This window comes from Vibrio sp. SCSIO 43086, assembly GCF_051132235.1.
Classification (GTDB): domain Bacteria; phylum Pseudomonadota; class Gammaproteobacteria; order Enterobacterales; family Vibrionaceae; genus Vibrio; species Vibrio diabolicus.
The window spans coordinates 2,534,195-2,557,473 of the sequence record NZ_CP072677.1; the positions used below are offsets into that span (position 1 = coordinate 2,534,195).

24 protein-coding genes are annotated in these 23,279 nt (G+C 44.9%); 13 read left to right on the top strand and 11 right to left on the bottom strand.

Annotation, left to right across the window (positions count from 1 at the left end; translation table 11 throughout):
• Nucleotides 1–7 precede the first annotated feature (7 nt).
• The 8 genes from rseP to rpsB form a co-directional block, all read right to left on the bottom strand.
• Nucleotides 8–1,366: a sigma E protease regulator RseP gene (gene rseP, locus J8Z23_RS12055; RefSeq protein WP_012841504.1), complete on the bottom strand. Its 1,359-nt coding sequence runs from the start codon at nt 1,364–1,366 to the stop codon at nt 8–10.
• On the bottom strand, nt 1,366–2,571 hold the full coding sequence (gene ispC / locus J8Z23_RS12060; RefSeq protein ID WP_301659735.1) for a 1-deoxy-D-xylulose-5-phosphate reductoisomerase: 1,206 nt from the start codon (nt 2,569–2,571) through the stop codon (nt 1,366–1,368). The genes rseP and ispC overlap by 1 nt, the downstream gene beginning before the upstream one ends.
• 50 nt (nt 2,572–2,621) lie before the next feature.
• Nucleotides 2,622–3,464, bottom strand: coding sequence for a phosphatidate cytidylyltransferase (locus J8Z23_RS12065; RefSeq protein WP_301659736.1), 843 nt, complete (start codon nt 3,462–3,464; stop codon nt 2,622–2,624).
• Nucleotides 3,465–3,476: 12 nt separating this feature from the next.
• Nucleotides 3,477–4,232 carry an isoprenyl transferase gene (locus J8Z23_RS12070; protein ID WP_006741661.1) on the bottom strand — a complete coding sequence of 252 codons (756 nt, stop codon included), beginning with the start codon at nt 4,230–4,232 and terminating at the stop codon, nt 3,477–3,479.
• Nucleotides 4,233–4,328: 96 nt separating this feature from the next.
• A complete protein-coding gene (gene frr / locus J8Z23_RS12075) occupies nt 4,329–4,886 on the bottom strand; it encodes a ribosome recycling factor (RefSeq protein ID WP_301659737.1) in 558 nt (185 codons plus the stop codon).
• Between the two features lie 99 nt (nt 4,887–4,985).
• Nucleotides 4,986–5,711 (bottom strand): UMP kinase, encoded by a 726-nt coding sequence (gene pyrH, locus J8Z23_RS12080; RefSeq protein ID WP_005380329.1) that lies wholly within the window; start codon nt 5,709–5,711, stop codon nt 4,986–4,988.
• Nucleotides 5,712–5,858: 147 nt separating this feature from the next.
• A complete protein-coding gene (tsf, locus tag J8Z23_RS12085; RefSeq protein ID WP_012841502.1) occupies nt 5,859–6,704 on the bottom strand; it encodes a translation elongation factor Ts in 846 nt (281 codons plus the stop codon).
• A 132-nt stretch (nt 6,705–6,836) separates the two neighbouring features.
• Nucleotides 6,837–7,565, bottom strand: a complete 729-nt coding sequence (gene rpsB / locus J8Z23_RS12090; RefSeq protein WP_012841501.1) for a 30S ribosomal protein S2 — start codon at nt 7,563–7,565, stop codon at nt 6,837–6,839.
• Nucleotides 7,566–7,949: 384 nt separating this feature from the next.
• Between rpsB and map the strand changes: the two genes are divergently transcribed.
• From map to J8Z23_RS12105, 3 genes are all read left to right on the top strand, one after another.
• Nucleotides 7,950–8,828: a type I methionyl aminopeptidase gene (map, locus tag J8Z23_RS12095; protein ID WP_005380326.1), complete on the top strand. Its 879-nt coding sequence runs from the start codon at nt 7,950–7,952 to the stop codon at nt 8,826–8,828.
• A gap of 108 nt (nt 8,829–8,936) precedes the next feature.
• The gene (gene glnD, locus J8Z23_RS12100) at nt 8,937–11,561 is read left to right on the top strand and encodes a bifunctional uridylyltransferase/uridylyl-removing protein GlnD (protein ID WP_085344087.1); all 2,625 of its coding nucleotides are present in this window, start codon (nt 8,937–8,939) and stop codon (nt 11,559–11,561) included.
• A 142-nt stretch (nt 11,562–11,703) separates the two neighbouring features.
• Complete coding sequence (locus tag J8Z23_RS12105) at nt 11,704–12,087, top strand: DUF3461 family protein (protein WP_005380322.1); 384 nt, start codon at nt 11,704–11,706, stop codon at nt 12,085–12,087.
• Between the two features lie 91 nt (nt 12,088–12,178).
• Here J8Z23_RS12105 and truC read toward each other — a convergent pair whose 3' ends face one another.
• Both truC and J8Z23_RS12115 read right to left on the bottom strand, forming a co-directional pair.
• A complete protein-coding gene (gene truC / locus J8Z23_RS12110; RefSeq protein ID WP_225462194.1) occupies nt 12,179–12,949 on the bottom strand; it encodes a tRNA pseudouridine(65) synthase TruC in 771 nt (256 codons plus the stop codon).
• 4 nt (nt 12,950–12,953) lie between these two features.
• Entirely contained in the window at nt 12,954–13,268 is a 315-nt protein-coding gene (locus J8Z23_RS12115) for a YqcC family protein (protein WP_104970076.1), read from the bottom strand.
• A 76-nt stretch (nt 13,269–13,344) separates the two neighbouring features.
• On the opposite strand from J8Z23_RS12115, the gene J8Z23_RS12120 reads away from it, so the two are divergent.
• Nucleotides 13,345–14,382, top strand: coding sequence for a DUF3549 family protein (locus J8Z23_RS12120; RefSeq protein ID WP_268845241.1), 1,038 nt, complete (start codon nt 13,345–13,347; stop codon nt 14,380–14,382).
• Nucleotides 14,383–14,395: 13 nt separating this feature from the next.
• On the top strand, nt 14,396–14,695 hold the full coding sequence (locus J8Z23_RS12125; RefSeq protein ID WP_012841498.1) for a DUF3301 domain-containing protein: 300 nt from the start codon (nt 14,396–14,398) through the stop codon (nt 14,693–14,695).
• On the opposite strand, the gene J8Z23_RS12130 is transcribed toward J8Z23_RS12125, so the two are convergent.
• Nucleotides 14,655–15,140, bottom strand: coding sequence for a GNAT family N-acetyltransferase (locus J8Z23_RS12130; RefSeq protein WP_080936742.1), 486 nt, complete (start codon nt 15,138–15,140; stop codon nt 14,655–14,657). The two genes, J8Z23_RS12125 and J8Z23_RS12130, sit on opposite strands and share 41 nt — an antisense overlap.
• A 934-nt stretch (nt 15,141–16,074) precedes the next feature.
• Between J8Z23_RS12130 and J8Z23_RS12135 the strand changes: the two genes are divergently transcribed.
• The 8 genes from J8Z23_RS12135 (at nt 16,075) to J8Z23_RS12170 (ending at nt 23,239) form a co-directional block, all read left to right on the top strand.
• Nucleotides 16,075–16,368, top strand: a complete 294-nt coding sequence (locus J8Z23_RS12135; RefSeq protein WP_012841496.1) for a hypothetical protein — start codon at nt 16,075–16,077, stop codon at nt 16,366–16,368.
• The gene (locus J8Z23_RS12140) at nt 16,365–16,814 is read left to right on the top strand and encodes a YaiI/YqxD family protein (protein WP_005380310.1); all 450 of its coding nucleotides are present in this window, start codon (nt 16,365–16,367) and stop codon (nt 16,812–16,814) included. Before J8Z23_RS12135 ends, J8Z23_RS12140 begins: the two co-directional genes overlap by 4 nt.
• A gap of 194 nt (nt 16,815–17,008) precedes the next feature.
• A complete protein-coding gene (locus J8Z23_RS12145; protein WP_434633695.1) occupies nt 17,009–17,998 on the top strand; it encodes a ketoacyl-ACP synthase III in 990 nt (329 codons plus the stop codon).
• Complete coding sequence (locus tag J8Z23_RS12150) at nt 17,995–18,981, top strand: NAD-dependent epimerase/dehydratase family protein (RefSeq protein ID WP_434633698.1); 987 nt, start codon at nt 17,995–17,997, stop codon at nt 18,979–18,981. The genes J8Z23_RS12145 and J8Z23_RS12150 overlap by 4 nt, the downstream gene beginning before the upstream one ends.
• Nucleotides 18,950–19,813, top strand: a complete 864-nt coding sequence (locus J8Z23_RS12155) for an MBL fold metallo-hydrolase (protein ID WP_434633701.1) — start codon at nt 18,950–18,952, stop codon at nt 19,811–19,813. The genes J8Z23_RS12150 and J8Z23_RS12155 overlap by 32 nt, the downstream gene beginning before the upstream one ends.
• Entirely contained in the window at nt 19,801–21,069 is a 1,269-nt protein-coding gene (locus tag J8Z23_RS12160; protein ID WP_434633704.1) for a F390 synthetase-related protein, read from the top strand. The genes J8Z23_RS12155 and J8Z23_RS12160 overlap by 13 nt, the downstream gene beginning before the upstream one ends.
• The gene (locus tag J8Z23_RS12165; RefSeq protein ID WP_434633707.1) at nt 21,057–22,169 is read left to right on the top strand and encodes an ATP-grasp domain-containing protein; all 1,113 of its coding nucleotides are present in this window, start codon (nt 21,057–21,059) and stop codon (nt 22,167–22,169) included. Before J8Z23_RS12160 ends, J8Z23_RS12165 begins: the two co-directional genes overlap by 13 nt.
• Nucleotides 22,166–23,239 carry a hypothetical protein gene (locus tag J8Z23_RS12170; RefSeq protein ID WP_262597450.1) on the top strand — a complete coding sequence of 358 codons (1,074 nt, stop codon included), beginning with the start codon at nt 22,166–22,168 and terminating at the stop codon, nt 23,237–23,239. The genes J8Z23_RS12165 and J8Z23_RS12170 overlap by 4 nt, the downstream gene beginning before the upstream one ends.
• Nucleotides 23,240–23,279: the final 40 nt, after the last annotated feature.

Genomic DNA, 23,279 nt, shown 5'->3' on the forward strand with positions numbered 1-23,279 from the left:
TGAACTATCACAGACGAGTAAAATCATTAAATAGCGCTAACGCCATGAGCGAGAAGATGATCGCACCACCAATTCTAAAGCCCATTTCCTGCACTCTCTCAGGAACGGGACGTCGAATGACTGCTTCAATTGCAAAAAACAACAGATGACCGCCATCCAACATTGGTAAAGGAACGAGATTAATAATACCTAGGTTAACACTAATTAGAGCGAGAAAACCTAAAAAGTAGACCAAGCCATAATCAGCCGTCGCACCTGCGCCTTTGGCTATTGATATTGGACCACTCAGATTATTCAGACCAACGTCACCAACAATCAGTTTCTTAAGCATGCTGATTGTCAAGCCAATGACTTGGCCGGTTTTGTCTACCGCCTTACCTACTGACTCGAATACACCAAACTGAAGGTCGAAGCGATAACTTTCTGGCCATTCTGCGACTTTAGGTGCAATACCTGCAAAACCAACGACTTCTTTGTTAGCTAGCTCACGGCTACCAGGCGTCAGCGTTAATGTTTGCTCATAGCCCTGACGCAATACCGTTAATTCAATCGGTGTATCAGGATTAGAGCGAACCGCTTCAACAACCTGCTTCCACTCCGTGACGCGTTGTTCATCAATAGCGACAATCTCATCACCTGGAAGCACACCTGCTTTTTCCGCCGCTCCACCTTGCGAAACCTGTTCGATAACGCGATACACCTCCGGTGTATACGGCGCAAAACCCAAGGACTGCATCGCAGACTGAGTTTCAGGGTCGAACTCCCATTCGCGCAGATCGAGCGTTTTCGTTACTTCTGAACCAACTTCATTCGCTGACGTCAGTGTTACTGTCATCAAATCATCGCCAATATGAGAAATCAATCCCATATTTACCGATTCCCAATCCGGAGTTTTGATACCAGATATCGATTTAAGTTCCATTCCAGATTCAATTCCGGCTTCTGCGACGATCGAATTGGGCGTAACTTCACCAATTACTGGCTTAACTGCTGGGATACCAATAAGAAATACGAGCCAATAGGCGAAGATTGCGAAAAGGAAGTTAAAGATAGGGCCTGCCGCAACAATAGAGGTTCGCTTCCATAGCGGCTTCTTATCAAACGCTAAGTGCTTCTCATGTTCTGGCACCTCATCAACACGGCTATCAACCATTTTTACATAGCCGCCGAGAGGGATCATTGAGATGCTGTACTCCGTTCCGTCTTTGCCTACCTTACTCCAGATAGACTTACCGAAACCGATTGAAAACTTTTCAACTTTCACGCCGCAACGGCGAGCAACCCAAAAGTGCCCAAACTCGTGCACAGCGACAAGAATGCCCAGTGCGACGATAAAAGAAATGAGATTCCACAATATACCAGTCATCAGCTACGCTCGCGTATGGTTTCTAGGGCAATAGTTCGTGCCATTCTATCTAGCTCTAACAAGCTTTCCAAGCTATTCGCATTCTCAGCTTTGCAGCTTGCATTGATTTTATTCAACACAGACTCATTGATGCGAGCGATATCCGTAAAACCTAGGCTGTTATTTAAAAATGCATCAACAGCGACTTCATTCACTGCATTCAGTGCCGTTGTTGCATGTTGACCTTCATAACAAGCGTCAATTGCTAGTTTTAAACATGGGTAACGAGCAAAATCAGGTTGCAAAAACGTCAATTCGCCAATTTGCGTGAAGTCTAGTGGCTTAACCCCCGCTTCAACTCTTGATGGGTATGACATAGTCAGTGCAATAGGGGTCGCCATATCCGGCTCACCCATTTGTGCCAAAACCGAACCATCGCGGTATTGAACCATTGAATGAATAACAGACTGCGGATGAATAATAACCTTTAGCTGCTCGCGAGCCGCATTAAACAACCATTTAGCTTCGATATACTCTAAGCCTTTGTTCATCATCGTGGCTGAGTCAACGGAAATCTTTGGTCCCATCGACCAGTTTGGATGGGCGATCGCCTGTTCAGGAGTCACCTTTTCCAGTTCTGCGATGTCAGTGTAACGGAAAGGACCACCAGAACCAGTCAGCAAAATATGAGAAATGCCATGTTCTTGTAAATTACAACGACCTAAATTGGTTTGTACTTGCTGTGGTAAGCACTGGAAAATAGCATTGTGTTCACTATCGACGGGAAGTAGCTCCGCACCAAACTCTTCTACGGCATCAATAAATAACTGGCCTGACATTACCAGCGCTTCTTTATTTGCCAACAATACTCGCTTACCAGCTTTCACAGCAGCCATGGTAGGCAGTAGACCAGCCGCTCCGACAATAGCAGCCATCACACTGTCAACTTCGTCCAATGAAGCAATATGGCATAGAGCATCCACACCACCTAATACTTCGGTGTTTGGAGAAACCAAATGTAACTCAGATTGGAGTTGAACCGCTGCGGCTTTGTCCGCCATGACCGCGTATTTAGGTTGCCACTGACGACATAGCCCGATCATCTTTTCAACGTTGGTGCTTGCCGCTAAGGCAACGACAGAAAACAGCTCTGGGTTTTGTTCGACCACTTTAAGCGTGCTTGCACCAATGGATCCAGTAGCACCAAGAATCGTTAACTTTTGCATGTTGTAAGACCGTTAGAAAGCTCAGGAGCGACAATGCCGCTCCTGATAAATTAGAATACGTAGTAAAGAAGAGCAAAAACTGGGAATGCTGCGGTTAGGCTGTCAATACGATCGAGCACACCGCCATGTCCTGGGATAATGTTGCTGCTGTCTTTAATGCCTGAGACACGCTTGAACATACTTTCCACCAGATCGCCGAGCACTGATATAACAACAGTAACCAACGTAATCAACACCATATGTACAGGACTGGTGAACTGAATATCGAACCAATCAGCAAATGCCCACGCCACGATCAATGCCGTGATAATGCCGCCAATAAGCCCTTCAATGGTTTTATTCGGACTGACATGTGGCGCCATCTTGCGTTTGCCTAAGCTTTTGCCTGCAAAGTAAGCACCGCTATCTGCAGCCCATACCAAGAAACAAACGTATAACACGAGCTTTGCTCCGTGGTATGGATCTACCGTAATGTCATGAGCTCTAAGAATAACTACACTCCAAAGGAATGGAATTAATGTCAGAAAACCAAAGACATGGCGTAAAACAAAATTATTTTGCCAAGATTTCGTCGTTTTGGGATAAGTAATCGCCATTAAGCTAGCAATAATCCACCAAACAAAACCAAGGCCCAGTACAACATAATGAGGCGTTACTAAATGGTTGAGGCTATGTGCGTCAGGCGAAATATATAGAAAACTAAGTCCGGTAACAATGACTGCCGGAACGAGGGCAGCAAAGCGAGAGTTGCTTCCTGTAAATTGAGTCCACTCCCAAAAACCTAATAGGGTAATTGCAGTTAAAGCGGCAATAAAGCCCATTAGGGGTAATTTAAAAATGCCTAAAATAACCAGGGGAGCTAAAATTAGTGCTGTTATTATTCTCTGTTTCAAACTAACTAGTCCTTATTGAGCTGCCATCAATGCCTTTATTTGTTCACCTGTACAGCCAAAACGACGTTCTCGATTGATAAACCAAGTTACAGCTTCAACTAAGCTGTCTTCGTCGAATTCCGGCCAATACTCGGGTGTAAAGTACATTTCTGCATAAGCCATTTGCCACAACATAAAGTTGCTGATGCGACACTCTCCACTGGTACGAATCAAAAGATCCACTTCAGGTAAGTCTGCCATGGTCAAATGCTCAGTGATTAGCTGCTCATTGATATCCTCTACACGAATCTCACCGTTACGTGCTTTTAACGCTAACGTTTTGGCCGCTTCTGTGATGTCCCACTTACCGCCATAATTGGCTGCAATGTTGATCACCATCCCCGTGTTACCTGCCGTTAGATTTTCAGCTTCTACAATCTTCTTTTGTAGACGCTCACTAAATCGACTGGTATCACCGATCACGCGCAACCGTAAATTATTTTTGTGTAGTTTTTTTACTTCACTAGACAGGACCGTGATAAACAGTTCCATCAAAAGACCCACTTCTTCCTCCGGACGACGCCAGTTTTCACTACTAAAAGCAAATAGCGTCATGGCTTTAATGCCAAGCTTTGAAGCAGCAGCCACGGTCTTACGAACGGCATTAACGCCTTTTTTGTGACCAAATACGCGAGGTTTTCCTTTGGACTTAGCCCAACGGCCATTACCGTCCATAATGATGGCAATATGCTTAGGAAGGGAATCAGAGAAGGCTTGAGAATTTTGCATAGGGAGTTAATTGAGTTCCATCAGTTGGATAGACTAACATAAAAAAACGCTGAGCTGTGAGCACAGCGTTTTCCAACAGTGATGTGTGTGGGAGTATTAAACTTCCATCAACTCTTTTTCTTTTGCAGAAAGAACTTCATCGATCTTCTTAACTGCAACGTCAGTTAGTTTTTGAATTTCGTCTTGTGCTTTACGATCTTCATCTTCAGAGATTTCTTTATCTTTTAGAAGCGCTTTTAGATCGTTGTTTGCGTCACGACGGATGTTACGAACAGCAACACGACCACCTTCAGCTTCACCACGAACAATCTTAACTAGGTCTTTACGACGCTCTTCCGTTAGTGGTGGAAGTGGAACACGGATGATAGTACCAGCAGACATAGGATTTAGACCAAGATCAGACGTCATGATCGCTTTTTCTACTTTCGGAGTCAGCTCTTTATCGAAAACCGTGATTGCAAGTGTACGTGCATCTTCAGCAATAACGTTTGCTACTTGGTTTAGAGGTGTTGCTGCACCGTAGTATTCTACAGAAATACCAGATAGTAGGCTTGGGTGTGCACGACCTGTACGAATTTTAGAAAGGTTGTTCTTAAGCGCTTCAACGCTTTTATCCATGCGCTCTTGCGCGTCTTTTTTGATTTCGTTAATCACAGTTTCACCTTAAAAATGTCATCTTTCCTGAAGAAAGCCTAAAACGGTTGAGCAAAGCAAACGCCACCCTAACGCTTTGGGTGGCACCTTGGGACAAGCTTATTCGTTGATTAGCGTGCCTTCTGCTTCGCCCATAACCACGCGACGTAGTGCGCCTGGTTTGTTCATGTTAAATACGCGGATTGGCATTTTGTGGTCACGAGCTAGCGTAAACGCCGCCAAGTCCATCACTTTCAGCTCTTTATCCAGAACTTCTGCGTAAGATAGCTTATCATACAGCTCTGCGTCTGGGTTTGCTACAGGGTCAGCAGTAAATACACCATCAACTTTCGTCGCTTTTAGTACAACATCCGCTTCGATTTCAATACCACGTAGGCAAGCAGCAGAATCCGTTGTAAAGAACGGGTTACCCGTACCAGCAGAGAAGATGACAACACGGCCTTGGCGAAGCTCACGGATCGCATCAGCCCAATTATAGTCGTCACATACGCCTTTTAGAGGAATGGCAGACATAACGCGCGCATTCACGTATGCACGGTGAAGGGCATCGCGCATCGCTAGGCCATTCATTACTGTAGCAAGCATACCCATGTGGTCACCAACTACGCGGTTCATACCAGCTTCAGCAAGGCCTGCACCACGGAACAAGTTACCGCCACCGATAACTACACCAACCTGAACACCCAGTTCAACCAGTTCTTTAACTTCTTGTGCCATGCGATCAAGGACCGCAGGATCAATACCAAAACCGTCTTCACCTTGAAGAGCTTCACCACTCAGTTTTAATAGAATACGTTGATACGCTGGTTTAGGGTTCGTAGTCATGGAGTTTACCTTCCAAAGAGAGTTGTTGATTAACAGTCATGAATAGACACAAATTCAGTTATGGCTATTCATCACGGCTAATCGTTCACTGCTCATAAAAAGACCGCAGCCAAGGCTACGGTCTAATCTTTATACAGTCTCTAAGGATTAACCTTTTTGAGCTGCAGCAACTTCTTCAGCGAAGCTCATTTCTTCTTTCTTCTCGATACCTTCACCTACTTCTAGGCGAACGAATGTAGAAACTGAAGCGCCTTTTTCTTTCAGCATTTCACCTACAGTTTTCTTAGGTTCCATGATGAAAGCTTGACCTGTTAGAGAGATCTCGCCAGTGAATTTCTTCATGCGGCCAACAACCATCTTCTCAGCGATTTCAGCAGGCTTGCCTTCGTTCATTGCGATTTCAACTTGAACCGCTTTCTCTTTTTCTACTACGTCAGCTGGTACGTCTTCTGGGTTAACGAACTCAGGCTTAGAAGCAGCAACGTGCATTGCAACGTGCTTAAGAGTTTCTGCGTCGCCTTCACCAGCAACAACAACACCGATTTTCTCACCGTGACGGTAAGAAGCAATTGCAGTGCCTTGAACATATTCTACGCGACGGATAGTGATGTTTTCACCGATTTTAGCTACAAGAGCTACACGTGCGTCTTCGAATTGTGCTTGTAGCTCTTCAACAGTCGCTTTTGAAGCTAGAGCTGCAGCTGCAACTTCTTCTGCGAATGCAGTGAAGTTACCGTCTTTAGCAACGAAGTCAGTTTGGCAGTTAACTTCAAGAAGAACAGCAACGCCGTTTTCTTCTTTGATGATGATTGCGCCTTCAGCTGCAACGTTACCAGCTTTCTTAGCTGCTTTCGCTGCGCCAGATTTACGCATGTTTTCAATTGCTAGTTCGATGTCAGCGTTTGCTTCTACAAGCGCTTTCTTACATTCCATCATGCCAGCGCCAGTACGCTCGCGAAGTTCTTTAACTAGAGCAGCAGTTACAGTTGCCATTCTGTATTCCTCGTTTGATTCGAAATAAGGTAAAAAACAGGGGCCTAACATTGTCGGCCCCCATTGCTAACTATAACTTAGTTTATGCTACACAAAGGTTTCACATAGACCAAGTGTGACACAGAGCCGCTATTATTCAGCTTCTACGAAACCGTCTTTTTCAGCAACTGCAGCTACGTCTTTGTTACGACCTTCAGATACTGCTGAAGCAGCAGCGTTCAGGTATAGCTGTACAGCGCGGATCGCGTCGTCGTTACCTGGGATTACGTAGTCAACGCCGTCTGGGTTAGAGTTAGTATCTACCACAGCGTATACTGGAATACCTAGGTTGTTAGCTTCTTTAATTGCAATGTGTTCGTGATCAGCGTCGATTACGAATAGAGCGTCTGGTAGGCCGCCCATGTCTTTGATACCACCAAGAGATTTCTCTAGCTTCTCCATTTCGCGAGTACGCATTAGAGCTTCTTTCTTAGTTAGTTTGTCAAAAGTACCGTCTTGAGATTGAGTCTCTAGATCTTTTAGACGCTTGATAGACTGACGAACTGTTTTGTAGTTTGTAAGCATACCGCCTAACCAGCGGTTGTTTACGTAAAACTGGTTGCTTGCGATTGCAGCTTCTTTAACAGCTTCAGATGCAGCGCGCTTAGTACCTACGAATAGAACTTTACCTTTCTTCTCGCCAACTTTAGCTAGTTCAGCTAGAGCGTCGTTGAACATTGGTACAGTTTTTTCTAGGTTGATGATATGAACTTTGTTACGAGCGCCAAAGATGAATGGCTTCATTTTTGGGTTCCAGTAACGAGTCTGGTGACCGAAGTGAACACCAGCTTTTAGCATATCGCGCATTGATACAGTTGCCATTTTAAATTCCTCTATGGGGTTAGGCCTCCACATTCCCCATAACTCCGACCAAGCTTCTGCTCAGCACCCCGGAATATGTGACGGAATGTGTGTGATTTAAAGATAAAAGGTTATTCGGATGAAGCTTGCTTCGCCGCTTAGCTTTGCTGAGCGAAGAGAACAGTCCTCTATTCCGGCGCGCTTTATACCATATTTTAGCTCACTGTGGCTAGTAAAAATTATTTCTTCACCGTGCCACTTTCTCCTATTTATAAGCAAAACTTTAAACATACGATCGAATTAAGAATGATGCATATTCCTATCTAACTTGGGTTAACGCCCCGATGTCTGATAGAATGCGGCCATTCGCACGTTTACGTGCTTAGGAATAAGTAGAGAAAGCCAATGTCAATCAAGATTAAAACTGCTGAAGAAATAGAACGCATGCGCATTGCGGGCAAGCTGGCCGCAGAGATTCTAGAAATGATCGAACCACACATCAAAGTTGGTGTGACGACAGAAGAGTTGAACAAAATCTGTCATGAGTACGCTCTAGAAAAAGGCGCATACTCTGCTCCGCTTGATTACCATGGTTTCCCTAAGTCGATTTGTACTTCAATCAACCATATCGTATGCCACGGTATTCCAGCAGAAAAAGACGAAATCGGTAGCAACGGTCAAATGAAGCCAGCGGTACTAAAAGATGGCGACATCTTAAACGTTGATATTACCGTAATCGTTCCAAATGACGAAAATGCGGATCTGAGCGTGCGTCCTCAAGGTTACCATGGTGACACTTCTAAGATGTTCCTAGTCGGTGATGTTTCACCTGCAAACAAACGTCTATGCATGGTTGCTCAAGAAGCACTGTATGTTGGTATGCGTACCGTTAAGCCAGGTTCAACAGTTGGTGACATCGGTACAGCTATCGAGAAGTACATCAAAGAGAACAACAAAAACAACCCTCGCAACAAGTTTTCTATTGTGAAAGACTTCTGTGGCCACGGTATCGGCGATGAGTTCCATGAAGAACCACAAGTGGTTCATTACAAGAACAAAGACCGCCGCGTACTAAAAGAAGGCATGTGCTTTACTATTGAGCCGATGATTAACGCAGGTAAATTTGGTTGCTCTGTTGACGCTCAAGACGATTGGACCGTTTACACAGGCGACGGCAAGAACTCTGCGCAATGGGAACATACCATTGTTGTAACAAAAGAAGGTTGTGAAGTACTGACGCTTCGTAGCGACGATACGATTCCTCGCCTAATGAAAAACGCGTAAAGCTTACGACCACTCGTTGTTTACTATATCCCTGCTTCGGCGGGGATATTTTTTATCTGCCACAAATTTGTTAGATTGTAACTAGATTAGCTTGCACGGATGGCAAATATGACACTTCAGTCCCCTCTTACCTTTTCCGATGAACAAATCAATATCGGAGAACTCAAACAAGAGTTAGAGAAATTTAGCTCCGATCAAAACCAAGAGTTTCTCAATCATCATCCGGTAACAAGCTTGGTTTTAGCCAGAGCAGAATACATGGATCTGCTTCTGAATCGTTTGTGGCAACATTTTGGCTTCAAAGATATTTACAACATTTCCCTAGTTGCCGTGGGTGGCTATGGGCGTGGCGAGCTGCATCCGCTCTCCGATATCGATATTTTGATTCTGTCGAACAATAAGCTACCGACCGCGCTAGAAGCAAAAATCAGCGAATTCATTACGCTGTTGTGGGATTTAAAACTCGAGGTCGGACACGCAGTTCGCACCGTTAACGAATGTGCGGAAATTGGTAAAGCCGATCTGACCGTCGCGACAAATCTTCAAGAAGCGCGTCTACTGTGTGGCAGCGAGGATACCTTTCAGGCACTGAAGAAAGTTGTATTATCAGACTCCTTTTGGCCAAGTGAAACGTTTTATCGCGCTAAAATTCAAGAGCAGCGAGAACGCCATGCCCGTTACCACGATACGACCTACAACTTAGAACCAGACATTAAGTCGACCCCTGGCGGGCTGCGCGATATTCATACATTAAGCTGGGTCGCCCGGCGTCACTTTGGTGCCACGTCATTGCTGGAAATGAGCCGATACGGATTTTTAACTGACGCAGAATACCGAGAATTGGTTGAATGTCAGGACTTCCTTTGGCGAGTGCGTTTCGCTCTGCACATGGAGCTTCGCCGCTATGACAACCGCTTGACCTTTGCCCATCAAGCACAAGTTGCGGAAAATCTAGGCTACGTCGGTGAAGGCAACCGAGGCGTAGAAATGATGATGAAAGAGTTTTATCGCACACTTCGTCGTGTGGCAGAGCTCAATAAAATGCTACTCAAACTTTTTGATCAAGCGATCATTAATGGTGGTGCGACAGAAAGTGCCGAGATTCTCGATGCCGACTTCCAACGTCGTGGCTCTTTGATTGAAGCGCGGAAACCCGCATTGTTTCAAGCTCGCCCAGAAACTATTCTGGATATGTTCTTACATATCGCGAACGATTCAACCATTGAAGGGGTGAGCCCACCAACACTACGTCAGCTGCGCACCGCGCGCCGTCGACTCAACAAATTTTTGCACACCATTCCTGCTGCGCGTGAAAAGTTCATGGCGTTATGTCGTCACCCTAATGCTCTGCATAAAGCATTCAGCCTAATGCACCGATTAGGGGTTATGGCGGCCTATTTACCACAATGGAGTCAAATTGTTGGTCAAATGCAGTTTGACTTATTCCACGCCTACACCGTTGATGAACACAGTATTCGCTTACTGAAACACATCAACACCTTTAGTGACCCAGACAATCATGCGAAGCACCCTATTTGCTGTGACGTCTACCCTCGGATGCAAAAGAAAGAACTGTTGATTATTGCCGCTATTTTCCACGATATCGGTAAAGGACGTGGCGGCGATCACTCTGTTATAGGCGAAGGTGAGGCTTACGACTTCTGTATTGAGCATGGCTTATCAAAGCCCGAGGCCAAACTTGTCGCTTGGTTGGTAAGGCATCATCTATTAATGTCCGTCACAGCACAGCGCCGAGACATTTATGATCCCGATGTGATTACCGAATTTGCCAAAAAAGTCAGAGACGAAGAATCTCTCGATTATCTTGTGTGCCTGACAGTTGCAGATATTTGTGCAACTAACCCAGAACTTTGGAATGCTTGGAAACGAACCTTACTGGCAGAGCTGTATTACTCCACACAACGTGCTTTACGTAGAGGGTTAGAGAATCCTGTCGATGTGCGTGAGCGAATTCGCCACAATCAACAAATGGCCTCCGCAATGCTACGTAAAGAGGGCTTTGCCGCGCGCGAAATTGAAGTATTGTGGCAGCGCTTTAAAGCTGACTATTTCCTTCGTCATACTCATACGCAAATCGCGTGGCACTGCGAACACTTACTTCGCATGGAAGATCCGACTAAGCCTTTGGTGTTGATCAGTAAAAAAGCCACTCGTGGCGGCACTGAGGTGTTTGTATATACGAAAGACCAGCCAGCTTTATTTGCGACGGTCGTGGCGGAGTTAGATAGGCGTAATTTTAATGTACACGACGCGCAAATCATGACCAGCAAAGATGGGCACGTGATTGATACCTTTATGGTACTCGATCAACATGGCGAAGCGATCGATGAGTCTCGTCACGCGGCGGTGATTAAACACCTCACCCATGTACTGGAGGCGGGCCGACCAACCAAGATTAAAACGCGCCGTACTCCGAACAAACTTCAGCACTTTAATGTGAAAACCAAAGTCGACTTCTTACCAACCAAAGGTAAAAAACACACTTTAATGGAGTTTGTCGCGCTAGACACACCAGGGCTGTTGGCCAAAGTAGGCCGTACGTTTGCTGATTTAAATATCAACCTTCATGGTGCAAAAATCACCACCATTGGTGAGCGAGCAGAAGACTTATTTATTTTAACCAGTGATGCAGGGGGAAGATTAAGTGAAGAACAACAGGATGAGCTAAGAGAGAGATTGATCGAAAAGTTATCTGATGAGGTCGCTGCTTAGATCAAACCTGCCAATCTTTTCGGTTCAGGGCGAGAGCGATCTTGCCCACAAGTTAAGCATTTTGGCTAAATATCAGCTATCTAGCTCATACATAGGCTGCTACAGTTATATCAATATCAATTCGATGTAATAGAGGTAGCCTATGTATCCCCACCTCACTGGTTTGGGTATTCACGACCCTAAGCAGATTGAACGTTATTCCCTACGCCAAGAAGCACACAAAGACGTGCTCAAGATATATTTCCACAAGCAAAAAGGCGAGCTGTTCGCCAAAAGCGTTAAATTCAAATACCCGCGCCAAATCAAAAATGTTCTTGTGGACAGTGGCAGTCACAAATATAAAGAAGTAACGGAAATCAACCGTAACCTCACATTGGTCATTGATGAACTGAATAAAATCACTAAGCCAACAAAACAACCTGAGGTTGATGTCAAAGAGAAAATTCTCTCAGACCTTCGTCATTTAGAAAAAGTCGTTTCGAGCAAGATCGCAGAGATCGAAGCAGATCTCGAAAAACTAAAGTAAAACGTTAAGTCTTAAATATTAAAAAAGGGTTAGCATTGATGCTAACCCTTTTTATTTGTACTCAATCATTATCTAGATCTAACTGCGCCGATTATCGGTTGATCATTGATTCATCCCACTCAAAACGAGTAAACAATTGCTGCCAAGTTTCATCAATATTGGCAGTCATGACAACCTCTTGATCGGTAAATGGGTGGACGAACCGTAACTCTGAAGCGTGCAGTAGCAAGCGGTGAGCATCAAACTCTGTGCGATACAGCTTGTTGTGCTTGCCGTCTCCGTGCGTTGTATCACCCACAATAGGATGGCGTAGATGCGCCATATGACGACGAAGTTGGTGCTTACGCCCCGTTTTAGGTTTCATCTCAACTAAGCAGTAGCGCGTTGTAGGAAATTTACCCGTCGAATAGGGAACTTCCACTTTAGCCAACGGTTTATATTCCGTCACCGCTTCTTGCGCTTCTTTTTCTTGTGAAGCAAACTTATCCGCAATCTTGTCTAACTCGACTTTAAGTGCGTAATCCAAGACGCCCTCTTCCTCAATCCAACCGCGTACTATCGCGTGGTACGTCTTTTCCATTTTATGTTCAGCAAACATCGGCATGACTTGTGACGCGACTTCACTCGACAACGCAAACACGAGCACACCAGATGTTGGACGATCCAGACGATGTAATGGGAACACATGCTGACCAATTTGGTCGCGCAAAGTTTGCATGACAAACTGAGTTTCGTGTTTATCTAACCAACTGCGATGCACTAACATGCCTGCAGGCTTGTTGACCGCTACAAAATATTCATCCTGATAAACGATCTCCAGCTCAACTGGTTCTGAAGATCGTGCTATTTCTTGTTCTAACATTTGGTTACTTACATAGTTCATCAATGGTTCGGATTGTAACAAGCAGCTCTGCGAACTGCGGTTCCTGCTTCCACGCTTCTGAAAAATAGGGCTCGAGAGAAAACCCTCTTGGCAATGGTTGGTTGTTTTCCACTAGCACGTGCATTCTGTCTATAAAGATCCACTGCAACCACTCATGAGGATGCAGTGTATCAATCGCAAATGGCTCCACGCTTTGTAAGACTTGCTCTGAAGGCCTAGTGTGTTGCCACAACTTATGTTCTTTAAGCTGCGTTTCAAGTTGGTGAAGTAAGTCGACCAATTGAGTATTTGTTACCATTAATTCTATCTCGAACCTTGAATTAGCCGAGAATGATACCATTTCTTGTGAAAAGAACGTTAGGACGTCGTATTTAATGGAAAACATTCAAACCCTCACTCAACTGTTGAACAACAGCCACTGTGATTATCAAATCTTCGATCTTGGTCGTCGTATAAAAACCATCGCTAAGAAAGAGTTTGCCGATGTAGAAAAAGGTCAAGCACCGTACCCATTCCCAATGCAGCGTAGAGCACACCTTGCCATCGCTTATTGGAATGAACAAAAGCAACCTTGGATTTGGTTTCTTAAGTTTGAATTGGACGAGCGCGGTTTGTTAAAGCAAGCGGATATCGGCAATTTCATTAAATACGTAGTGGAAGCCATGGGAACACGCCTCAATGATGATATCACTGAAGAGCAACAGCAAAAGCTGTCTAATAACCCATATACGTTCAAACCTTCCGAAGACAAAATGGCCGTGTTTCATAGCCAGGTCCGCGCGAACCTCGATCTTCCTACCAGCCAATATTATGAGCACACTCAGCATTACTTTTCAGGTGGCTTAGGCTGGGATAATTGGCAAACCGTAGGTCTGCAAGGGATCACCGACATGGCCGCTCGTTTGGACAAAGAGCAAAACGGGGTAATGATACGCAAAGCGTTGAACCACCTACCGAATGAACCACTTTATGCTCTGTTGGGTGCGCTTGAGCATGTAAAGTTACAAGAGCGTTTAGCTGAGCGTATCGCCGACAAAGCACAACAAGAAATCGCAAGTAGCGAACCGGATCTCTTCCTACTTTCAGCACTTATTCGAGCTTTGGCTGGCTCACCAACAGCCATTGCCTCTCCAGTGTTAGAAGCGATATTACAAAGCCCTCGTTTAAGCCATCAGGAAGTACTGATTGGCGTGGCTGGCCGAGCTTGGCACTTACTAGCCAATGAAAAGGTAGCAGAACAGTTTTTGCTACGTTTAGCTCAAACCGGTAATCAAGCCCTATTTAATCAGTTATTTGCCGATTTAGTGATGCTACCAGAGTTAAGAATGGTGCTATTGCCCTTGCTACATTCAAATCCATCTGAAGAACTAGCAAACGCGCTAGTAAGCTTACAACAAGCAACAAAGGGATAATAAAGGTTCAGGGATGATTGGTGATCTTTTAGCAATTTTAGGGCTATGCTTTTTCTGTTATCTGTTTTGGCAACAACGTCGTCAAGCCGAACTCGCAAAAGTGGCAATCACGCGTAAATGTGAGCAATTGGATCTCCAATTAATCAGCATCGCCTTTGGTGCCCATAAACTAAAAACGCCAGACGGAGTCTGGCGTTGGCATACGGTGTATCAATTTGAGTTTTCATCTCTTGGTGACGATTGCTACCAAGGGGAGTTAACCATGGTCGGTTTCAGGCCGCAGAACTTTCACCTACCACCGCATCGCTTGTAAATTCCATTTCAAAGTAAGGACCATATAGATCCTTACTTTCTTTTGTTTCAACAAATCCCAGTTTTTTCAGCACCGCCATAGAAGCTTGATGGTTGCTATTCACATTAGCTTTCACCTTGTGTAGCCCCAGCTCACGGCACGCCTTGGGGAAAAACGCTTTTAGAGCTTCTGTCGCTAACCCTTTACCCCAATAAGATTTATCAAAAATAAACCCTAACTCAGGCTCGGAATCGAGATGGGAAATGAACACGTGCCCCATATAGTCACGACTGGTACTTTCTAGCACCGCCATACTATAAATATTTTCATCATCCAGTATTTTCTCAAACATCTGTTTGGCAGACGCGACAGTATACGGACCGTTCATTTCAGCACGGTTTTTCGCACAGCAATTCAGCATGACGAACTCTAGTTGCAACGACTCATTGTAGGGTAGAAGAAGCATTCTTCTGGTTACTATGGCCACATCTGTTCCTTGATTACAACAAACTTTATTTATCCGCAGATCACAAACTCGATGAGCTTGAATATGCTCAATAGCTGCGGGGCATAACACCTTGTAGAGAAGCCGAAAGTTAAACCAACTGATTGGAAAGGATATTGATCTGGATTGTTTTTTATTAAGTGTTATTAGGAATTTATAAATTTTGTGATATTGATATACCCAAGCCACCTCTAGGTGCTTAATTCAACGAGAACGACTAGGTATCTTTTTATATAAGAAAGACCCCGACACATAAGTATCGGGGTCATGGTCTTACTCGCAGCAGTCCGGCTACTAAAAGTGCTCCATGCATCATCCATAATAGTGGCTGATTCCGTCAGCTTATTCCTTACGTCGCCGTCCTAGCGGTGTCCTTATCATCCTGATAGCTAACATTCCCCGTTAGCACACATCACTTGTTCCTTGAGCGGTGTCCCTTGCATCTTCCTGACGCTGTCCATAACCTCTATCCTAGAGGGGTCCATTGTCTATCCTTAGTCATCAACATCCTATTGATGATAGTGTCCTTACAATGTCCTACGCTCCATGCTTGATTAATCATCCTGACCAACCAAATCATCTTCCTGACGATAACCAAATCCTTGGTGCTTTCCTGTTCCATGTCTGCTTCCTGCTGACAACTCTCAATTTACGCCTTTCCTAAAAATTGACAATCTATCCTAGATAAATATTTATACGCCACATTGGTTAAATAGTTGTTAAGTCATTATTTATCAATAACTTGATGATTGTAACTTCTATTTTTCCGCTCACGAAATCGTTTTCTCTCACAACCCATGTAAGAGATCTCTCACACCACACATTCCAAATTGCTATTCGCCAAATTAGGGGACTCAACGTATGATGATAGATATATCGTTGTTAAGGATTAAAAATGTTAACTCAAGACGTTACTAAAGAATTAGAAGCGGTAATGGAACAACTGCAACAACAAGGAAAAGAACCAACCGTAGCGTTAGTGAAAGCACGCTTGAAAACGCCCGTCCCAATGCCTGCATTAATCACCGCAATAAAAAGTTGGAAAAGTGCTCAGCGTGTTCCCAAGGTTGAAGTCGCAGCGCAAGCGCATACCGATAATGATCGTCTTGCAGCGCTAGAAAGCACGGTGAAAAAACTAGTCGCTCGCATTGAAGAGCTAGAAGCTAAGCTAAGTGAGAAGTCATCATGAAGTTATGGGTAGATGCAGACGCGTGTCCGAAAGTCATCCGCGAAACCATTGTGCGTGCCGCCGAACGCACGGGGATTGAATGTACGTTTGTCGCCAACCACGTTGTCCCGGTGCCCAAAAGAGACAACATCCACTCGCTGCAAGTTCCAGCTGGATTTGACATCGCTGACAACGAAATCGTTAAGCGTGTGGAGGCCAACGATTTGGTGATCACATCAGACATTCCGCTTGCAGATGAGGTCATCTCTAAAGGCGCTCAAGCCCTCAGTTCACGTGGCGAGCTTTATACGAAAGACACCATCAAAGCGCGTCTAAATATCCGCGACTTCATGGAAACCATGCGTTCAAGCGGAATTCAGACTGGTGGTCCCGCTGCGCTTTCCCAAACCGATCGCCGCGAATTTGCGAACCATTTAGATCGTATTTTGGCTAAATTTAAGAAGTAATACTCACTCTATTCATATTGAGCCAGCAAATCAAAGCCTGGCTCATTCCTGAAAATTCATTCTCAGCATTGCACCCAAAGCGTGCTCTTACTCCCATTTGTTTTGTTCTGTTTATTTTTCATCTCGCTCGCCATAGCTTCAATATGCAACGTGGTTTATTTTGAACGACGTTTTTAATAAGTGTATAGAGAATAATGGGCTTTAACATCGTTTCCAGTGGAAGCTACCTGCCAACGAATCAATGGTCTGATCGAGAGATGGATCGCTTCCTAAAATTAGCGCCAGGGACCTGCCGAAATAAATTCGACGTTGAATATCGTCATGTAGCCAATACAAAAGAGACCGCTATTTACATGGCGGTGCAGGCAATAGAGCAGTGTTTAGGAAACACACATACCTTAAGCTCCGTTGATCTCCTTATCTACGCTAGCGGCACACACCACCAGTCTCTACCCTACGACGCCTCAGCGGTTCTCGCCGCGTTAGACGCTCCGACATGGCTAGAAAGCTTTGATTTGAACAGCACCTGTTTATCCTTTCTCTCTGCGCTTGATCTTGCTCAGAGTCTATTCTTAGCAAAACGGTACCGTCGGATTCTTATTGTCACCAGCGAACTCGCCACTGGCATCACACTGAATCGAAATTTTACGCTCAAACCAGAAGTTGCAACTTTATTCGCGGACGGTGCCGCCGCATTTTTGCTCGAAGAACACAACGATGATGGATTGCTCACCAGTCACTTTGAAACGCATCATACCGGGTATTCATTTTGTCAAATTAAGGGCGGAGGTAGTCATATCAATCCGCATACCTCCGAGCATCAAGCCTATTTAAAAAGTTGCCAGTTTGAGATGGAGGGCAAAGCACTCTTTAAACATGTGCGTAAAGCCTTACCAGCGTTTCTAAAAAAAGGGTTTGACGCCTCTCCGGTAACACTCTGCGATATTGATTATTTTCTTCCGCATCAAGCCAGCGCGCATGGATTAAAAAAACTGCCTTCACTCACCGGGCTACCAACAGAGAAAACAGTTAATCACTTTTCGACTTTGGGAAACCAAGTCGCTGCCTCACTCCCAATTAACTTACACTGGCTGCGTAATCAGCCAGAAACAGCAGGAAAACATGTGTTATTAGCTGGCACCGCCGCAGGGTTGTCACTAGGGATGGGAGTGCTAAAACTATGAAGATATTAGTCACTGGTGGCAGTGGAATGTTGGGTAGCGCAATTCTAAGAATGTTTCACCAGCAACATGAACTGCATTTTACAGCACGAAACACAGTCATCGCTAAACAACTCGCCGAGCAATTCGATGTTATCCCACATATAGTCGATTTAAGAGACCACTCAGCAGTTCATGCGGTATGCCAAGGTATGGATGCAATCATCCATTGTGCCGCTCTCTCAAGCCCATGGGGCAAGTGGGAAGCGTTTTATCAAGCCAATGTAGATGCCACCAAAAACCTCGTCAGTGCGGCTAATTCGCATCAAATCTCGCGCTTTATCCATATTTCCTCCACCAGCGTCTATTTTGACCATCAAGACCGTTGGAATATTCGAGAAACCGACGCCATTGCTTCACACTGGTGTAATGATTACGCACACACCAAATACCTATCTGAACTTGAAGCCATAAAAGGCCAAAGCAAAGCGATCATTTTAAGACCGCGTGGCATTTTTGGTCCCAACGATCGCGCGATTATCCCAAGAGTGCTTAAGGCGATAAAAAACAACACTCTGCTTCTGCCATCGGGTAGAAACCCAGTGGTTGATCTAACTTATGTCGACAACGTTGCCCATGCGGCGATGCTCGCTTGCACTCAGGCAGACCGGCTTCAGCATGGTGATGTCTTCAATATTTCCAACAACGAACCAATGCCAATTGAGACTGTTCTACAAGCTTTATGTGTGGGGTTGAACCTAAAAGTAAAGTTACAATCATTACCATACGGTGTGGTATCACCATTATTAAAGCTCAGTGAGCAAATACGAAGGCGCTTACCACATCAGCCAGAGCCAAGGCTCACCTCATACAGCGCAGGATTGTTTAACTATCATCAAACTCTGGATATCAGCAAGGCGAAACAAACACTGAATTACCAACCGCTTTTTTCAATTCAAGAAGGAATACAGCAGTATGCAAACTGGTCTAAAAATAAAAATCTTTGAGGCTGGACACTGCGTACACCCAGGCTTTGTTGTCAAACCAGGTTCTGGTATCAAGCCTAGAACATTTCCTGCAGCCGTTGCGTTAATTCAGCACCCGACACAAGGCAACATCCTGTTTGATACGGGATATCACGAGCACTTTTTTAGCGCGACTCGTCCCTTCCCTGAACGTTTTTATGCTTGGACAACACCTTGCCGCTATCAACAAGAACATGGGATTGTTGCGCAGTTAGCAAAAGAAAATCTCAAACCTCATGATATTGATCATTTAGTGCTCTCCCACTTTCACGCTGATCACATTGCCGCCGTGTCTGAGTTTTCTCACTCTCAATTGCATTGCCAACAAAAAGGGGTAGATGCGATTACTAAAAGTGGTCGAATTGGAGGCGTAAGAAAAGGCTACCTAAAAGCTCTGCTTCCTCCACAACTAGAATCTAACTTCATCATTCATGGTGATTTTTCTGTGCCAATCAGCCAAATTCTTCCTCAGTGCCAAGGGGTTAACTTGCTCTGTAAAGACATGTTCGACGATGGACTTATTTATATGGTTAGCTTGCCAGGCCATGCTGCGGGTCAAGTGGGCTTGCTGGTTAAAAGAGACCAAAGTTGGCTGTTCTTACTCGCCGATGCATGCTGGTTAATCGAGAGCTTGAGTGAAAATATCGATCAGCATTGGCTGGCGAACATGCTTTGCGATGACACAAAAGCCTATAAAAACACCCTCTCCGAGTTGAGAAGTTGCTACCAACGAACCCACCACGTTGTTCGCTTTGTACCTTCACATTGTCAGGAAACTATCCAACAGCTAATCAAAGAAGGATGGATGAAGTGAGAACGCTTATCTCAGAATTCTGGCGAACCCGCTACCGCCCTTTCGGCTCAAGGGAACAAGTCGAAACATGGCAGCAACAACACTTAACGCAACACTTGGATTGGGTATGCCGTCATTCACCGTATTACCGCTCTTTTCAAGGTGCACCACTCAATGATTTCCCTATCATGAATAAGCAAACCATGATGGAGAACCTTTCAGAGTTAAATACGAAGGGCTTAGATGCTGAACAGTTAATGCAGCAGGCACTCAAAGCAGAGCAGTCACGCAACTTTGCCGCTTCGAAAGTTGGCGATGTTACGGTTGGGCTCTCTTCGGGCACATCAGGCATGCGCGGGCTGTTTCTTGCTGACAAGCAGGAAACACAACTGTGGGCCGGCAATATATTGGCTCGCCTTTTGCCCAACCTATGGCAAAAGCACCGAATTGCACTAGCCTTGCGAGCCAACAGCCCACTGTATAAATCCGTCGCGAAAGGGCCTGTCACATTCTTTTATGCCGATTTAACCAAACCTTACCAAGAATGGATAAAAGAGTTGGATGAGTTCCAACCCACGCTTTTGGTTGGTAGTGCGCAAGCTCTTCAGCTCTGCACCCAGTTCAGCGGTCAATTTGGTCAACCCGCAATTCAACCACAGCGGATCATTTCTGGGGCAGAGGTTCTAACCGAGAGTGACCGTCACTATATTTCTCAACGGTTCGACAGCGAACTCCATGAAGTCTATCAATGTACTGAAGGTTTTCTTGCATGTACTGATCAGCATGGACAAATGCGCTGGAATCAAGATGTTGTTTACATCGAAAAACATTGGCTGAATACCGAACGTACTCATTACAGCCCAATCATTACCGATTTTCGTCGTAAAACTCAGCCAATTATTCGTTATCAGCTCGACGATATTATTGAGAATAAACAGGATAATGGCGTATTTGAACCTCTTGGCGCGATTGCCGGACGATGTGGTGATCGCCTCACGCTAAACGCAAACCACGTCCCAGTGACGGTGTTACCAGATCTCATCTACCGCGCTATAACACTATCCGCCCAAGGCCGCGTGGATTACCGAATCACCCAAACAGGGTCACAAGCCATTCAAATTGAAGCGGATGTTCACCACCATCGGGTTATACATCAAGCCTTGATAAAGTTGTTTGACCAATTGCGGCTTGATCCTGTCAGATTTAGTTACCGCCCTGCGCCTATTTGGACGCCAATGAATAAACAACGACGTGTGGTGAACATATGCGGGTCTTAATCACCGGAGCCCGAGCACCAGTTGCACTAGAGTGGGCAACCATGTGTATGCATCATGGGCATGAAGTCATTCTCACCGATTCGCTAAAAAAGCCTCTGGGATCGTTTTTGCGAGGCATCGAGTCTTATATCCCCACCGCTTCACCTCGATTTGCATTTCCCACCTACCAACAGCAGATCCTAAAAATCATTACTCAGATGCACATTGATATGGTGATACCCACTTGTGAAGAAGTGTATTACTTGGCTCATGTTGACAAACAATGCCCAGATGTGAATTTCTTTCTGCCCGATGTGGCGCTGCTCAATGCCCTACACAACAAGTTGACCGTCTTTGAACAGCTTCAAGGCTTGCCAGAAATTACACTTCCAAAAACTCGTTTGGTCGCTGATAAAAGTGAGGTTGAAACTAATGAAAGAACCGTTCTAAAACCAGTTTACTCTCGGTTTGGCGGGCAAGTAATAAGAGATGTGACAACTCAGTCTATTTCTGCCGTCACGATATCGCCACTTTATCCTTGGGTTCAGCAACAAAAAATCCATGGGACTCCGGTGTGTAACTATGCGATTTTTGAACATGGTGACCTTAAAGCACACCAAGCTTATGTGCCGAAATACTGTGTAAACGGCTCGGCCGCCAGTGCTTTTCAGCCGATCTCGTGCGAACGACTAGATACATTTATCGCAGCTTTTGGTAAACGTCATACTTATCATGGGCAAGTGTCGTTTGACTTCATCAAATCACAAGATGAACTCTACGTGATTGAATGTAACCCAAGAGCCACCAGTGGTTTGCACCTACTCTCGTCTCGATGCAACCAACTGCTTCCTAATATGGAGTTTACCAGTCCTTCCAAGCAGCGATTGCATCATTTAGGTCCAATAACACTCATCGCTGAAGGCGGGTTATCCCTGTTCAAGGCTCGAACTTGGCAAGATTGGTGGTCTGGAGTGAATGTGATGCAACAGCATAACTTACCGGTCGGGAGCCAAATCCGGAGTATGTTTGAATTACTCCGGTTAGCTAGGCAGAACAAGACGAAGTGGAGCGACGCTTCTACCGTTGATATTGAGTGGAATGGAGAGGCATTGAACTCATGACACTTTCCTCTCAAGAATGGCATCAAACCTTTATCACTCTTATGCAGTCAAATCCTATTGATGAATGCACAGCAAGCTTTGGTTGCTACTATATCGATGATGTTGCCATTCCTTACTCCGTAACACCAAAAATACCAAACAACTGTTATGCAGTCTCCCCTATGACACTGCTTAGTGGCTACGCCGAAGAAGAGCTTCACAAAGTCAAAAATGTGGCTGTTCGATGGGTATGTAAGTTACTTATTAATATGACTAAACCAATCTTATCATTGGCTGGATTGGATCAAGTCCAAACGCTCAACAATCAGTGCTTGTCCACCAATATGTATAGCGAACAATGGGCAGCCTTAAATCTCGATGAACTGCGTCGCGTCGCACTCGATCAATACCCCACCTTTCCCTTGGTGCTTCGCTCCATTAACCAACGTCAACAATCACGCTTTATTCAGCGATTAGAGCAGCAGCAATGGCAAAGCTTGGTAACACGACAAGTGTATCTACTTGATGATTGGCAAGCGTTCAGCTTCAACCGAGATTTAACGAAAGACTTCAAACTGCTTAATGATAAAGATTGGCAGTTTAGGCCACTGACCACTAATGAAGAGTTTCAGCGTGCCAAAGAGTTATATGACATGCTTTACCTTGATAAATACAGCCTCAATAACATCCAGTTTTCAAGCCAATATTTAAAACAGGCGAGCCAGAACAAATTAGTACATTTAGTGGGACTGTTTTATCAAGAAGAGATGCTGGCTACGTTAGGCATTGTAGAAATTGATAATGATATGACTTGCCCAATTTTTGGCTACGATACCAATAAGCCACAACGCCTCGCATTGTATCGTCGAATATCGGCCTATACCATCCGCCATGCAATGATATACCAGCGTCGCTTTAATATGAGCTCAGGCGCTCCGGCTTTTAAACGCAACAGAAAAGCCCGGCCAGAAATTGAATTTAGCTATGTTTATATTGCGCACTTACCTTGGTACAAACGCATAATTTGGAAAAGCTTGTGCTGGCTCACTCAGCACTTTTATCGCCCTTTGTTGATACGTTTTCAGCTATAAACCGACATCTATAATCAGGTAAGCCTGCGTACACAGTCTC

Excerpts from the sequence above, each read along its gene's own strand:
- ispC (WP_301659735.1), bottom strand. The coding sequence starts at position 2,571 with ATGCAAAAGTTAACGATTCTTGGTGCTACTGGATCCATTGGTGCAAGC.
- tsf (WP_012841502.1), bottom strand. The coding sequence starts at position 6,704 with ATGGCAACTGTAACTGCTGCTCTAGTTAAAGAACTTCGCGAGCGTACT.
- J8Z23_RS12145 (WP_434633695.1), top strand. The coding sequence starts at position 17,009 with ATGGGCTTTAACATCGTTTCCAGTGGAAGCTACCTGCCAACGAATCAA.
- J8Z23_RS12155 (WP_434633701.1), top strand. The coding sequence starts at position 18,950 with ATGCAAACTGGTCTAAAAATAAAAATCTTTGAGGCTGGACACTGCGTA.
- J8Z23_RS12130 (WP_080936742.1), bottom strand. The coding sequence starts at position 15,140 with ATGCTTCTTCTACCCTACAATGAGTCGTTGCAACTAGAGTTCGTCATG.
- J8Z23_RS12170 (WP_262597450.1), top strand. The coding sequence starts at position 22,166 with ATGACACTTTCCTCTCAAGAATGGCATCAAACCTTTATCACTCTTATG.
- J8Z23_RS12120 (WP_268845241.1), top strand. The coding sequence starts at position 13,345 with ATGGAAAACATTCAAACCCTCACTCAACTGTTGAACAACAGCCACTGT.
- truC (WP_225462194.1), bottom strand. The coding sequence starts at position 12,949 with ATGTTAGAACAAGAAATAGCACGATCTTCAGAACCAGTTGAGCTGGAG.
- rpsB (WP_012841501.1), bottom strand. The coding sequence starts at position 7,565 with ATGGCAACTGTATCAATGCGCGATATGCTAAAAGCTGGTGTTCACTTC.
- J8Z23_RS12140 (WP_005380310.1), top strand. The coding sequence starts at position 16,365 with ATGAAGTTATGGGTAGATGCAGACGCGTGTCCGAAAGTCATCCGCGAA.
- map (WP_005380326.1), top strand. The coding sequence starts at position 7,950 with ATGTCAATCAAGATTAAAACTGCTGAAGAAATAGAACGCATGCGCATT.
- J8Z23_RS12135 (WP_012841496.1), top strand. The coding sequence starts at position 16,075 with ATGTTAACTCAAGACGTTACTAAAGAATTAGAAGCGGTAATGGAACAA.
- J8Z23_RS12160 (WP_434633704.1), top strand. The coding sequence starts at position 19,801 with ATGGATGAAGTGAGAACGCTTATCTCAGAATTCTGGCGAACCCGCTAC.
- J8Z23_RS12105 (WP_005380322.1), top strand. The coding sequence starts at position 11,704 with ATGTATCCCCACCTCACTGGTTTGGGTATTCACGACCCTAAGCAGATT.
- J8Z23_RS12150 (WP_434633698.1), top strand. The coding sequence starts at position 17,995 with ATGAAGATATTAGTCACTGGTGGCAGTGGAATGTTGGGTAGCGCAATT.
- J8Z23_RS12070 (WP_006741661.1), bottom strand. The coding sequence starts at position 4,232 with ATGCAAAATTCTCAAGCCTTCTCTGATTCCCTTCCTAAGCATATTGCC.
- glnD (WP_085344087.1), top strand. The coding sequence starts at position 8,937 with ATGACACTTCAGTCCCCTCTTACCTTTTCCGATGAACAAATCAATATC.
- J8Z23_RS12165 (WP_434633707.1), top strand. The coding sequence starts at position 21,057 with ATGCGGGTCTTAATCACCGGAGCCCGAGCACCAGTTGCACTAGAGTGG.
- J8Z23_RS12115 (WP_104970076.1), bottom strand. The coding sequence starts at position 13,268 with ATGGTAACAAATACTCAATTGGTCGACTTACTTCACCAACTTGAAACG.
- pyrH (WP_005380329.1), bottom strand. The coding sequence starts at position 5,711 with ATGACTACGAACCCTAAACCAGCGTATCAACGTATTCTATTAAAACTG.
- rseP (WP_012841504.1), bottom strand. The coding sequence starts at position 1,366 with ATGACTGGTATATTGTGGAATCTCATTTCTTTTATCGTCGCACTGGGC.
- J8Z23_RS12125 (WP_012841498.1), top strand. The coding sequence starts at position 14,396 with ATGATTGGTGATCTTTTAGCAATTTTAGGGCTATGCTTTTTCTGTTAT.